The 12,179-nt window shown below is 68.2% G+C and carries 11 protein-coding genes; 8 read left to right on the top strand and 3 right to left on the bottom strand.

Going from position 1 to position 12,179, the window contains the following annotated elements; all coding sequences use genetic code 11:
- Positions 1-5: 5 nt before the first annotated feature.
- The 3 genes from argH (at position 6) to AC1DKN_RS17140 (ending at position 2,958) form a co-directional block, all read left to right on the top strand.
- The gene (gene argH / locus AC1DKN_RS17150) at positions 6-1,433 is read left to right on the top strand and encodes an argininosuccinate lyase (protein ID WP_476856405.1); all 1,428 of its coding nucleotides are present in this window, start codon (positions 6-8) and stop codon (positions 1,431-1,433) included.
- A 193-nt stretch (positions 1,434-1,626) separates the two neighbouring features.
- Entirely contained in the window at positions 1,627-2,163 is a 537-nt protein-coding gene (locus AC1DKN_RS17145; protein ID WP_476859015.1) for a pyridoxine/pyridoxamine 5'-phosphate oxidase, read from the top strand.
- Between the two features lie 57 nt (positions 2,164-2,220).
- Entirely contained in the window at positions 2,221-2,958 is a 738-nt protein-coding gene (locus tag AC1DKN_RS17140; RefSeq protein ID WP_476872000.1) for a maleylpyruvate isomerase family mycothiol-dependent enzyme, read from the top strand.
- A 90-nt stretch (positions 2,959-3,048) separates the two neighbouring features.
- Here AC1DKN_RS17140 and AC1DKN_RS17135 read toward each other — a convergent pair whose 3' ends face one another.
- Together AC1DKN_RS17135 and AC1DKN_RS17130 are read right to left on the bottom strand one after the other, a co-directional pair.
- Positions 3,049-3,567, bottom strand: coding sequence for a methylated-DNA--[protein]-cysteine S-methyltransferase (locus tag AC1DKN_RS17135; protein WP_230010645.1), 519 nt, complete (start codon positions 3,565-3,567; stop codon positions 3,049-3,051).
- Positions 3,564-5,099: an AlkA N-terminal domain-containing protein gene (locus AC1DKN_RS17130; protein ID WP_476871999.1), complete on the bottom strand. Its 1,536-nt coding sequence runs from the start codon at positions 5,097-5,099 to the stop codon at positions 3,564-3,566. The genes AC1DKN_RS17135 and AC1DKN_RS17130 overlap by 4 nt, the downstream gene beginning before the upstream one ends.
- 90 nt (positions 5,100-5,189) lie before the next feature.
- On the opposite strand from AC1DKN_RS17130, the gene AC1DKN_RS17125 reads away from it, so the two are divergent.
- Positions 5,190-5,879 carry a DNA-3-methyladenine glycosylase gene (locus tag AC1DKN_RS17125; RefSeq protein ID WP_476871998.1) on the top strand — a complete coding sequence of 230 codons (690 nt, stop codon included), beginning with the start codon at positions 5,190-5,192 and terminating at the stop codon, positions 5,877-5,879.
- A gap of 73 nt (positions 5,880-5,952) precedes the next feature.
- A complete protein-coding gene (locus AC1DKN_RS17120) occupies positions 5,953-6,600 on the top strand; it encodes a hypothetical protein (protein ID WP_476871997.1) in 648 nt (215 codons plus the stop codon).
- Here the strand turns inward: AC1DKN_RS17120 and AC1DKN_RS17115 are convergent.
- Positions 6,597-7,223: a GNAT family N-acetyltransferase gene (locus AC1DKN_RS17115; RefSeq protein WP_476871996.1), complete on the bottom strand. Its 627-nt coding sequence runs from the start codon at positions 7,221-7,223 to the stop codon at positions 6,597-6,599. The two genes, AC1DKN_RS17120 and AC1DKN_RS17115, sit on opposite strands and share 4 nt — an antisense overlap.
- Before the next feature lie 187 nt (positions 7,224-7,410).
- Here AC1DKN_RS17115 and AC1DKN_RS17110 point away from each other — a divergent pair, with 187 nt between their 5' ends.
- The 3 genes from AC1DKN_RS17110 (at position 7,411) to tyrS (ending at position 11,682) form a co-directional block, all read left to right on the top strand.
- The gene (locus AC1DKN_RS17110) at positions 7,411-7,932 is read left to right on the top strand and encodes an adenine phosphoribosyltransferase (RefSeq protein ID WP_243181808.1); all 522 of its coding nucleotides are present in this window, start codon (positions 7,411-7,413) and stop codon (positions 7,930-7,932) included.
- A gap of 147 nt (positions 7,933-8,079) precedes the next feature.
- Positions 8,080-10,308: a HelD family protein gene (locus AC1DKN_RS17105; RefSeq protein WP_476849486.1), complete on the top strand. Its 2,229-nt coding sequence runs from the start codon at positions 8,080-8,082 to the stop codon at positions 10,306-10,308.
- Between the two features lie 60 nt (positions 10,309-10,368).
- On the top strand, positions 10,369-11,682 hold the full coding sequence (tyrS, locus tag AC1DKN_RS17100; protein ID WP_230007239.1) for a tyrosine--tRNA ligase: 1,314 nt from the start codon (positions 10,369-10,371) through the stop codon (positions 11,680-11,682).
- The last annotated feature ends 497 nt before the right edge of the window (positions 11,683-12,179 follow it).

Below are 12,179 nucleotides of genomic sequence, written 5' to 3'. Positions count from 1 at the left end.
CCCCTGTGGCTGAGCAAAAGTCTGAGGCTACAAATACGGGAGCGCTGTGGGGCGGCCGGTTCGCCGGCGGCCCAGCGGACGCCCTCGCCGCGCTGAGCAAGTCCACGCACTTCGACTGGCGGCTGGCCCGCTACGACATCGCCGGGTCCAAGGCGCACGCCCGCGTGCTGCACAAGGCCGGGCTGCTGGACGACGCCGAACTGGACGGCATGCTGGCCGCCCTGACGCAGCTGGATGAGGACGTCGCCTCCGGAGCCTACCTGCCGGCCGAGTCCGATGAGGACGTGCACGGTTCGCTCGAGCGTGGCCTGATCGAGCGCGCCGGTACCCAGCTTGGCGGCAAGCTCCGCGCTGGCCGGTCCCGCAACGACCAGGTGGCCACCCTGGGACGGATGTTCCTGCGCGACCACGCCCGGATCATCGCCCGCGGCGTGCTCGCCACGATTGACGCTCTCGTGGACCAGGCCAAGGCGCACAAGGGCGTGGCCATGCCCGGCCGCACCCACCTGCAGCACGCCCAGCCGGTACTGCTCAGCCACCACCTGCTGGCCCACGCATGGGCGCTGCTGCGCGATGTGCAGCGGCTGGCCGACTGGGATAAGCGCGCCGGGGTTTCGCCCTACGGCTCCGGTGCCCTGGCGGGCTCCTCGCTCGGCCTGGACCCCGAGGCCGTCGCCGCGGACCTGGGCTTCTTCTCGGCGACGCACAACTCGATCGACGGCACCGCCTCCCGCGACGTCTTCGCCGAGTTCGCCTGGATCACGGCCATGATCGGCGTGGACCTGTCCCGGGTCTCGGAGGAAGTGATCCTGTGGGCCACGAAGGAATTCTCCTTCGTCACCCTGCACGATTCCTACTCCACAGGCTCCTCGATCATGCCGCAGAAGAAGAACCCGGACGTGGCCGAACTCGCTCGCGGCAAGGCCGGCCGGTTGATCGGCAACCTGACCGGGCTGCTGGCCACCCTGAAGGGCCTGCCGCTCGCGTACAACCGCGACCTGCAGGAGGACAAGGAACCGGTCTTCGACGCCGCGGACACCCTGGAGGTCCTGCTCCCGGCAGTCTCCGGGATGATCGCGACGCTGAAGTTCAACACCGAACGGATGGAAGCGCTGGCTCCCCAGGGTTTCGCCCTGGCGACGGACATCGCCGAATGGCTGGTCCGCCAGGGTGTGCCGTTCCGCGAGGCACACGAGCTCTCCGGCGCCGCGGTCAAGCAGGCCGAAAGCCGCGGCGTCGAGCTCTGGGACCTCACGGACGAGGAATACGCCGCCATCTCGGAGCACCTGACGCCGGAGGTCCGCACGGTCCTGTCCACCGAGGGTTCGCTCAACAGCCGGAACTCGCAGGGCGGCACCGCACCGGCCGCCGTCGAACGCCAGCTGCTGGCCCTCGAGGGTGAGCTCGCCGGTGCGCGCGAGTACGCGGGCTAGTCAGCACACGCGAGAGGGGCCACGCGGGCAGGGTTCCCTGGCCGAGCTTGCGAGGCTAGGGTGCCGGTGGGGAGTTCCGGCAGCGTCTCGGCCGACGCTCCTGCATTGCCTGCAGGAGCGTCGGCGGATTTCTTGCCAAAAGTGAGGGAGCGTTGTGCGTTTGCGGCCGAAAACTCCCCGCTAGCATTGCGACATGAGCGAATCGTTCCGCCAACTGCTGCGTGCCCTGCCCGACTTCCCGGAAGTGCTCCCGGACTTCGACCCTGCGGCGGCGCCCGCGGACCCCGCGGAGCTGTTCCGGCTGTGGCTGGACGAGGCCCTGGCGGCCGGGGTGCCCCAGCCCAATGCGTGCAGCCTGGCCACCGCCGATGAGCACGGCCGGCCGTCGTCGCGGATGCTGATCCTGAAGGACATCGACGCCGACGGCTGGCACTTCGCAACCTCCAGGGAGTCCCGCAAGGGCAAGGAACTCACGGCCAACCCGCATGCGGCGCTGAACTTCTTCTGGCAACAGCAGGGCCGCCAGGTCCGCGTGGCCGGGGACGTCGTGGAGCTGTCCGCGGAAGCCTCGGCCGCCGACTGGCGGGCCCGGCCCGGCGCCGACGGCAGCGAAAATGCAAACAATGAAAACACAGACTGGCAGCTCTACGCCCTCCGGCCGCGCGAAATCGAATTCTGGCAGGCCCGGCACGACCGCCGGCACATCCGGCACCGCTACGCGCCCCGCTGACCGGGCAACGCTCAGTTAATCCGACTTAATCGGGTGGCTCGGTTTAGGATGGGCGCCATGACCTCAATCACACCAGAGAACCTTCGGGCAGAACTGCACCGCGCCGCCGGAGTCGTGGCCGGAATCGCCGCGAAACTGACGGAACAGGACATCAAAGCGCCGTCGGAACTGCCCGGCTGGAGCCGCGGGCACGTGCTGGCCCACATCTGCGGGATCGCCAACGCAATGGGCCGGCAGCTCGAATATGCCGCCCGCGGTGAGGGCGTCGAACTCTATGACGGCGGCTTCGAGGGGCGCAACCGCGCCATCGAGATGGCGGCCGGCCACAGCCTCGGGCAGCACCGGGCCGACCTCGACGCGGCGTTGGACCGGGCCCTGCGCGCCTTCGACTCCCTCGACGCGGCCGGCTGGCGTGAGCCCATCACCTACCGCGGAGGAGTCGTGTTCGACGGCGGCCTGGCACTGTGGCGCGAACTCGTCATCCATGCCGCCGATCTCGGCACCGGCCACGGACCGGAAACCTGGAGCCGCCCGTTCTGCGGGCACCTTTTCGATTTCCTCTCCGCCCGGGTACCCGAGGGCCAGCGCTTCGTGCTGCAGCCACTTGGCCTGCCCGCGGTGGCCATCGGGAGCGGCGGAACCTCGACCGTGATCAACGGCATGCTCACGGACATCGCCGCGTGGCTCGCCGGCCGCAACCCCACCCTCGGCAGCCTGCGCGCCACCGCCGCGGCCGACGGCGTCGACCTTCCGAAGCTGCTGCCCTGGCCTGCCGGCGTTCCGGTCAACAACTAAGCCCGCCCGGGTCCGGCAGGCCGTCCCTCGCACACGGTGCGCCCGTCAACAACTGAGCACGCCTGGGTCCGGCAGGCTATGGAATAGGGCCTAGGCCCGTGCCGTCGCGAGGGCTGCTTCGCGCTCCCGGTCCAACAGGCTGCCCTTGACGGCCAGCCCCCAGCGGAAGCCGCCCAAGGTCCCGTCGGTGCGGATGACGCGGTGGCAGGGAACAAACAGTGCCGCCGCGTTGAAGGCACAGGCACTGGCCGCCGCCCGGACGGCCTTGGCGTTGCCGGACAGCTCCGCGTACTCCGTGTAGGTCACCGGGCGCCCCGGCGCGACCGTGCGCAGCACGTCCCAGGCATGACTGCGGAACGGACCGGACTTCTGCAGCACCGGCACCCCCATGGCCGGCTCCGGATCGCCGGCATAGAACGCCTCCACGGCTTCGGAGATCCCGCCGAGCCCGGTGACGGTCTCGAATTCGGCCGGAAGCAGGTCAGCGTGGATCTGGCCGGTCAGCTCGCCGGGAACGGCGGTCCAGCCCGACGACAAGACAGCCCCGTCCCGGGCAATGATGGTGAACGGACCGTCCGGGGTGGACATGGTCAACAGCTGGGCTTTCATGGTTTCGCTTCCTTCGGAGTCTGCTTGTGGTTCTGCGTTGGAGCCTGCCTCGGCGGCAGGGACGGCTTGCGCGCCGCGGCCTGGGCAGCCGCTGCTGCGCGCCACAGGTGCATGGTGGCGTAGGAGCGCCAGGGGCTGACCTCACGGAAATCCGGGGTAAGGGTGGCGCCGTCGGGGGTCTCGGCGAGTGAACGGATGCCGTTGCGGACCGCGGCGTCGTTGGCCAGGAACACATCCGGCGCGCCGATGACCCGCATCGCGACGTATCCCACGGTCCACGGCCCGACGCCGGCCAGGGGCAGGAGTTTGGCCTCCAGCCCCTGCACGTCATCGCCGTAGCCGAAGTCGAGGTCGCCCGAGGCCATCGCCGCCGCGGCGCCCCGGACAGCATCGATCCGCCGCTGCGGGCCTCGGAGCAGTTCGAAGCCGGTCCCGGCGATCTGCTCGGCCGTCGGGAAAAGCCGGTGGAGGCCGTCGTCGGGCACCAGGCTCGCGCTTCCGACCGCGGAAAGCTGGACCAGGGCGGTCCGCGCGGCGGCCACGGTGATCTGTTGGCCGATCATCGCCCGGATCAGCAGCTCCTGCGGATCAACGGCGCCGGGCATCCGCATGCCCGGCGTGCGCGCCACCGCGGCGGCCAGCCGGGAGTCGGCCTCGAGGGCGGCATCGATGGCGACCGGATCGGCGTCCAGGTCCAGCAGCCGGCGGACCCTGCTCAGCAGGGCGGCCAGATCCCGGAGGTCGACGGCGCCGATGGTCAGCACGAGCGGACGCCCGGGCGCGCCGGCGTCGTAATCCACGCGGAAGCGGGCATCGCCGTGCGTCAGCCGCAGGGTCCGGGCGTAGGAAGTGGAGGTACCTTCCTCGATCCCGGGGATGGCGCGGACTGCCAAAAAATCAAAGACGCCCGGGTCGAACGGTTCGCGGTACGGAAGGTTGAGTGTGAGCGCTGTGGTCGCCGCGGGGGAGCGGTGATGCCTGGCTGTGGCCCGGAGCGCGGAAGGCGTCATCGCAAAGACCTCGCCGATGGTCTCGTTGAACTGGCGCACGCTGCTGAATCCGGCGGCGAAGGCGATGTCCGAGACTTTCATGGCGGTGGAGACCAGCAGGGTGCGGGCGGTCTGGGCGCGGCTCGCCCGTGCCAGGGACAGTGGGCCGGCGCCGAGTTCGTGGCTGAGGATCCGATTGAGCTGGCGCGAGGAGTATCCGAGCCGGGCCGCGAGCCCCTCGACGCCGTCGCGGTTGATCACGCCGTCATTGATGAGCCGCATGGCCCGGCCGGCGATATCGGAGCGCACGTTCCAGGCCGGCGTACCCGGCACGGCCTCGGGCAGGCAGCGTTTGCACGCACGGTAGCCGGCGTCGTGCGCCGCGGCGGACGTTTCATAGAACGTGACATTGTCCGCCTTGGGCGTCCGCGCGGGGCACGAGGGCCGGCAATAGATGCCGGTGGTCCGGACAGCTGTGTAGAACTGCCCGTCGAATCGGGTGTCCCGGGCATCGATTGCCCGGTAGCGCTGCCAGAAGTCCATCACCCCATCCTGCCAGCTTCGCGGAGCAGCTGCTAGCGGAATTCGGACACTGCCGTCCTCTCCTTCGGCGGTGTTTGTTAAAGTCTGAGCATGACTTCCAGCCCGCTTCCTGCCCAGTCCGGCGCGGCCGAGATCGTCCGCGAGCTGCTCTCGGCCGATGCCCGGCACGTGGCGCCGCTGATCCTCGGCGCGGTGCTGACGCACGACGGGCCCGGCGGATCCGTCTCGGTTCGGATTACCGAAGTGGAGGCATACCTGGGCCCGCATGATTCGCACCACCCTGACCCCGGGTCCCACACCTTTCGCGGCCAAACGGCCCGCAACGCCCCGATGTTCGGTCCGGCCGGCCACCTCTACGTGTATTTCACGTACGGGATGCACCATTGCGCCAATATCGTGTGCGGGCCCGAGGGCGTGGCATCGGCGCTCCTGCTGCGGGCCGGCGAAGTGGTCGCGGGACATGAGCTGGCGAGGGCCAGACGGCCGACGTCGAAATCGGATGTCGACCTCGCGAGCGGGCCGGCCCGGCTGGCCACCGCGCTGGGACTGACGACGGCGGACAGCGGGCGGGATGCCCTCGCGCCGCCGTTCCGGCTGGAACCGGCCGCGTACCCGCCGGAGGGGGTCGCCGCGGGCATCAGCTCCGGTCCGCGCGTCGGCGTCTCCGGCGACGGCGGCAGCCACGAGTACCCCTGGCGGTTCTGGCTCAGCGGCGACCCGACCGTCTCCCGCTACAAGGCGGCAAAGCCGGCAAAGGCGCCAAGCGCCCGCGGCGCGTGAGGTAGCGGGCACTGTGTGCGCCCCGTTCCCGCGCCCTGATGCAGGCACGTGCGGTGGGGGATGATGGAGCAGTATGGGCGAGGGAAAGCGCGGAAAACCGGGCAGCGAGCTGGAGCGGCTCCAGATCTTCGCGGAGCTGGCCACCGAGTACTTCCGGATGGTGGAACTGTTCACCCCCGATGGCGGGCAGGTCGCGGCGGACTCCGTCGAAGCAGAGCGCCGGCACTGGATTGAGCTCTTCCGCGCGGCCCTGCTGCGCAAATTCATCGTTCCCGAAGAACACGTTTCGCTCAAACTCGTGGTGCGGGCGCTGCGCCTGTGCAACTACTCGGCGGACTCCCGGCTAGCCCAAGGCGCAGCGGAAGCGGCCGGGATGTTCACCAACGGCATGATCCGGGACCGCGAGGCGCTGATGGCCGAAATCGCCCTGGCCGACCATGACTTGTTCGAGGACGTCCTCTATGGACGGCTCCTTCACGGTGACGCCGACAGGTTCCGCCGGTCCGGATGGGCCGGGGACTACGCCCGGCTGAGCCGCGTGGCAGCCGGGCGGTTCGACGCCGAACGCGCGCTCCGAAAAGCGCTGGACATCGTCTCCTACGGGCTTGCCAACGAACTCCTTCGCCCGCCGGAACCGGACGCCGTGCCTCCAGATGCCGTGCCTCCAGATGCCGGGCCTCCCGTTCATCCGGACGCCTTGCCTCCGGCGGCAGGGGATTAGGGGTTCCAGGTTGCTGCGAAGCTGCCCAGCGAGTAGCCGGCGCCGACGGCGAAGGGGGCGAGCCGGCGCCGCAGGTCCTCGCGCACGTGCGGCCACTCCTGCGAGAGGATCGAGAAGACGGCGGTGTCCGCGCGTCCCCCGCCTGGCGCCGCGCGGTGGCCGCGGAGGACCCCCTCGAATTGTGCGCCGAGGCGTTCGATCGCCGTCGCGCTCCGGGTGTTGCGGGCGTCGCAGCGGAAAGCCACCCGGTCCACTTCCAGTACCTCATAGGCGTAGGCGAGGAGCATGTGCTTGCTCGCCGGATTGACGTGGCTGCCCCAGAACTGCCGCCCGTAGAATGTTCCGCCGATTTCCAGGCGTTGCTGGTCCGGAACGTAGTCGCGGAGGGACGTCGTGCCCAGCAGGGCCCCTGTGCGCCCGTCCGTCACGGCGAACGGGATGGTGGCGGGATCCTCCAGCCGTGACCGGAACAGCGCCGCCAGCTCGCGGGCAGTCCCCGGCATCGGCGCCGCCATGCCTGCCCACATGCCGGCGTCCACAAAATCGAAGAGGCCTGCCGCATGGTGCGGGGCCAGCGGAACCAGCCGAATCCCATGGCCGAAGAGGACGATTTCGTGTCTCATTCGAGCATTCAATCACCGGCGGGATGGACGGAAGTGGCGAATCCGGCACCGACAGCGTGAACGTTGGATGGCCGGCGGGTTGCCGCGGAGCTGGCGGGCCGGGAGGCCGGGGCCCGGGAGGCTTCCCGCTACCAGCCAGTAAGGTGGATGGGTGAATCAAAGCGACCCGAACCAGACGACGACTGCAATGCCGGTGGATGAGCTGATCAAGAGCCTGTGCGCCACCATCCCGGACTATCCCAAACCAGGGGTCAGCTTCAAGGACCTGACCCCGGTGTTCGCCGACGGCGCCGCCTTCGGGGCCGTCGTCGATGCCCTGGTGGGACCTTTCCAGGGCCAGTTCGACGCCGTCGCCGGAGTGGAGGCCCGCGGCTTCCTGCTCGCGGCGGCCGCCGCCTACGCCACCGGGACCGGGGTCATCACGGTCCGCAAGGCCGGCAAGCTTCCGCGCGAGGTGTTCTCCGAGGACTACGCCCTGGAGTACGGCACCGCCACCCTTGAGCTGCACACCACGGACCTGGCGCCGGGGAGCCGGGTGCTGATCCTCGACGACGTGCTCGCGACGGGCGGCACGCTCGGCGCCGCGGCGCGGCTGTTCGAGCGGTGCGGGATCCACGTGGCCGGCATCGGTGTGGTCATGGAACTCGACGATCTTGGCGGCCGCACGGCCCTGACCGGCCACAACGTCCGGTCCCTGTTGCGGATCTAGCGGGCCTGCCGGGCTGGACCATCCGGGACGTGTCGGTAGAATTCCCTGACGAAGACTGCCTAGGCATTGTTCGGCGACATGCAACAGCCGTGCCGCCGAAATGGCTGTAGAATGGTGGGTCTGTCTTTTTCGATAGGGGAACGTTCGATGCACGACGCTGATTTGGCCCATGAACGCGACTATGTGGCCGGACTTTACGCCCGGCTCGATGAGTTGCGGGCGGAGAAGCGCACCCAGCTGGCCCAGGTGCGCCGGGCCGGTGCCGTGGGCACCATGCAGAACGTTTCCGAACGTGATGCCTTCGCCGCCCTCTACGAGGACCGCCTCGCCCAGCTCGACGCCGTCGATGACCGGCTTGTGTTCGGCCGCCTGGACCTGGACTCCGGGGAGGCCCAGTACATCGGCCGCATCGGCTTGACCACCGAGGACCTGCAGCGGCTCATGGTGGACTGGCGTGCGCCCGAGGCCGGCCATTTCTACCAGGCCACGGCATTCGACCGGCAGGGCGTCCGCCGCCGCCGCCACCTGATCCTGCAGGGCCGCGAGGTCAAGGCAATCGAGGATGACGTGCTCGACGCCGGCATGCTCGCCGACAACGATTCGCTCCAGGGCGAGGGTGCCCTGCTGGCTGCCCTGAACTCCAAGCGGACGGGCCGGATGTCAGACATCGTCGGCACCATCCAGTCCGAGCAGGACCGGATCATCCGTTCCTCCATCTCCGGCGCCCTCGTGGTCCAGGGTGGCCCGGGCACGGGCAAGACCGCTGTCGCCCTGCACCGCGCCGCGTACCTGCTCTACACGCACCGGGACCGGCTCAAGAGCGCCGGCGTCCTGCTGGTGGGGCCGACGTCGTCCTTCATGAAGTACATCGAACGCGTGCTGCCCTCGCTCGGCGAGACCGGCGTCGTCATGGCGAGCCTGGGCCGGCTGATGCCCGGCATCACCGCCGTTGCCGAGCCGGACTCCGCCGTCGCCGCCATCAAGGGCCGGCTCGACATGGCCGAGGTGGTCGCCAACGCCGTGGCCAACCGGCAGCGCATTCCGGCCGGAAACCGGACCCTTGAGGTGGACGGCCGCAAACTGGTCCTCACACCCAGGCAGGTCCGCCGCGCCAAGGAGAGGGCGCGCGCCACGGGCAAACCGCACAACGAGGCCCGCGTCTCCTTCGTCAAGATCCTGCTCCGCGAATTGACCGAGCAGATGACGGAGCTGGTGGAGGCAGGCAACATCGGCAACAACGCCGACCGCTCCTACCTGGCGGAGGATGTCCGCTCGGCCCGGGATGTCCGGATCGCCCTGAACCTGTGCTGGATGCCGATGACCCCGGAGAAACTCGTGGGGGAGCTGCTCAGCAAGCCGGCCATCCTCGAGGCATGCACCCCGAACCTCAGCCCGGAAGAACGCGCGCTGCTGCTCCGCCCGGCCGATTCGCCCTGGACCGAGTCCGACGTTCCGCTGCTGGACGAGGCTGCCGAATTGCTCGGCGAGCTTGATGCCGCCGCCGGGCGCGGCCTGGCGCAGCAGGAACAAGACCGGGCCCGCGACCTGGCCAACGCCAAGCAGACCCTGGTCAACATGGAAACCGCCGGTGTGGACGTCCTTGTCACGGCCGAAGACCTGGTGGACCAGAACCAGGAGCGTGAGACGCGGCTGACCGCGGCAGAGCGTGCCACCACGGACCGTTCCTGGGCCTTCGGGCACATTGTCGTGGACGAAGCGCAGGAGCTGTCACCCATGCAGTGGCGGCTGCTGGTCCGCCGCTGCCCGCTGAAGTCCTTCACGATCGTGGGCGACATCGCGCAGACCAGTTCTGTTGCCGGCGCCAACTCCTGGCACAGCGCCCTGGGCCCCATGTTCGGCGACCGCTGGCAGCTCGAGGAGCTGACCGTCAACTACCGCACCCCGTCCCAGATCGCCGAGGCCGCAGCCCGCATGGCGACCGCGGCCGGACTGGTGGTTTCGGCGCCCAAGGCCGTGCGGGAAGGGCGCTGGTCCCCGGTCATCGACAAAGTCGGCCAGGGCCAGATCGTCAACAAGCTCGTCGAGGTGCTTCCGGAGGAACTGGACGCCATCGAGGGCGGCCTGCTGGCAGTCATCGCCGACGGCGGCCTTCTCCCCGAGGCCAGCGCGGCACTGCGGGCCGTGTACGGCCACCGGGTCGGGACGGGCGCCGGGAGTTACGCGCAGGACATCGTGGTGATCAGTCCCCGCGAGGCGAAGGGGCTGGAATTCGACGGCGTCGTGGTCCTGGAACCGACCGACATGCTCAACCACGAGCACGGCCGGGTGGGTGACCTGTACGTGGCCATGACCCGGCCCACCCAGCGCCTGCGGCTCATCGCCGCCGCCGGAGTCCCGGCAGGCATCGAGGAGTAGGCCCGGGCCGGCAGGCGTCACCTGCGCTGCGGCCCGGTTGATCCTGCTAACTTAGATTCCGTGTCCCAGCTAAATATTCTCGATGCCCAGCAGAACGATCCCAGCTTTGCCAATATCTGGCAGGAGCTGAAATGGCGCGGCCTTGTCCACGTCTCCACGGATGAGGCGGAGCTCGAAAAGCTCCTCGCCGGCGACCCCGTGACGTATTACTGCGGCTTCGATCCGACCGCGCCGAGCCTGCACCTGGGCAACCTGGTCCAGCTGCTGCTCATGCGCCGGATCCAGCTGGCCGGCCACAAGCCGCTCGGACTCGTGGGCGGCTCCACGGGCTTGATCGGTGATCCGCGTCCGACGGCGGAACGCACCCTGAACACCAAGGACACCGTGTCCGAGTGGGTGGGCTACCTTCAGGCCCAGGTCCGTCGGTTCCTGAGCTTCGAGGGCGACAACGCGGCCCGGATGGTCAACAACCTGGACTGGACGGCGCCCCTGAGCGCCATCGACTTCCTGCGCGAGATCGGCAAGCACTACCGTGTCGGCACCATGCTCCGCAAGGACGCCGTTGCCTCCCGCCTCAGTTCCGACGAAGGCATCAGCTACACGGAGTTCAGCTACCAGATCCTGCAGGGCATGGACTACCTTCAGTTGTTCCGCGACTACGGTTGCATGCTGCAGACCGGCGGCTCGGATCAGTGGGGCAACCTCACCAGTGGCACCGAGCTCATCCGCAAGGTTGAGGGCAAGCACGTCCACGCCCTGGGAACGCCGCTCATCACCAACTCTGACGGCACCAAGTTCGGCAAGAGCGAGGGCAACGCGATCTGGCTGGATCCAACCATGTGCAGCCCGTACGCGTTTTACCAGTTCTGGCTCAACACGGCGGACGCCGACGTCGCGGACCGACTCAAAGTGTTCACCTTCCTGAGCCGCGCCGAGATTGAGGAACTGGAGCTCGCGATCGCCGAACGGCCCTTCGCCCGCGAGGGCCAGCGAAAGCTGGCCTACGAGGTGACTTCGCTCGTCCATGGCGTGGACGCCACGGAGAAGGTCATTGCGGCTTCCGCCGCGGTGTTCGGCAACGGCGACCTCTCCGTACTGGACGAAGCGACACTGAAGGCGGCGACCTCCGAGCTGCCCTCCGCCACGGTTGACGCCGGCGCCCTGGGCATCATCGAGCTGCTGGTCGCCTCCGGTCTGTCTGAGAGCAAGTCCGCCGCCCGCCGCACTGTGGGGGAGGGCGGCGCCTACGTCAACAATGCGAAGGTATCTGACCCGGACGCCGTTATTGCGGCCAGCGAGTTGCTGCACGGGCGCTACCTGCTTCTGCGCCGGGGCAAGAAGAACCTGGCAACAGTGGAAGTCGCCGCGCCCTGACCAGCACGGGATCCTGACTGGTACCGGATCCTGACTGGTACCGAAAACGCACCTGCACGCTCCTTCCCGGCCGATTTGCACGGCCGGGGAGGAGCGTGTATTGTTTTCTGAGTTGCCGCCGTTGAGTGGTGACAAACCCCCACAAATGAGAAGCAATTCTTCATGCGCTAGGCGCACATAATGAAAATTGCTTCAATTCTGCTGGGCGGATTCGCTCCGCAAAGCGAAATTCCGATGAAAATCGCGAATTTGCAAAGTGGAAATGAATGAAATAAGCTGTAAACATCGCAGCGAAGAAAAGCGGAATAAAGAATTCATGGAAATGAATTGTTTCGGCAAGTATTCGAATGTGTCTGTTGTTTGAGAACTCAATAGTGTGCCAAGTTTGTTGATACCAATTTATTGTATTGAATTGGTTGAATTTGCCGGGCCCGCCACCCCGTGGTGTGGTCTGGTGTTATTTGGCTGGTTTCAAATTTTGTGCAGCGTGTGTATCC

It is taken from the genome of Arthrobacter sp. 01N444, from assembly GCF_056399305.1.
The sequence above is the reverse complement of the archived record's forward strand: the minus strand, read 5'-3'. Positions and strand labels throughout refer to the sequence as shown.

Coding starts and splice junctions, on each gene's coding strand:
- AC1DKN_RS17120 (WP_476871997.1), top strand. CDS start 5,953: ATGGGCGAGGGAAAGCGCGGAAAACCGGGCAGCGAGCTGGAGCGGCTC.
- AC1DKN_RS17130 (WP_476871999.1), bottom strand. CDS start 5,099: ATGGACTTCTGGCAGCGCTACCGGGCAATCGATGCCCGGGACACCCGA.
- AC1DKN_RS17110 (WP_243181808.1), top strand. CDS start 7,411: ATGCCGGTGGATGAGCTGATCAAGAGCCTGTGCGCCACCATCCCGGAC.
- AC1DKN_RS17105 (WP_476849486.1), top strand. CDS start 8,080: ATGCACGACGCTGATTTGGCCCATGAACGCGACTATGTGGCCGGACTT.
- AC1DKN_RS17115 (WP_476871996.1), bottom strand. CDS start 7,223: ATGAGACACGAAATCGTCCTCTTCGGCCATGGGATTCGGCTGGTTCCG.
- AC1DKN_RS17125 (WP_476871998.1), top strand. CDS start 5,190: ATGACTTCCAGCCCGCTTCCTGCCCAGTCCGGCGCGGCCGAGATCGTC.
- AC1DKN_RS17135 (WP_230010645.1), bottom strand. CDS start 3,567: ATGAAAGCCCAGCTGTTGACCATGTCCACCCCGGACGGTCCGTTCACC.
- AC1DKN_RS17145 (WP_476859015.1), top strand. CDS start 1,627: ATGAGCGAATCGTTCCGCCAACTGCTGCGTGCCCTGCCCGACTTCCCG.
- AC1DKN_RS17140 (WP_476872000.1), top strand. CDS start 2,221: ATGACCTCAATCACACCAGAGAACCTTCGGGCAGAACTGCACCGCGCC.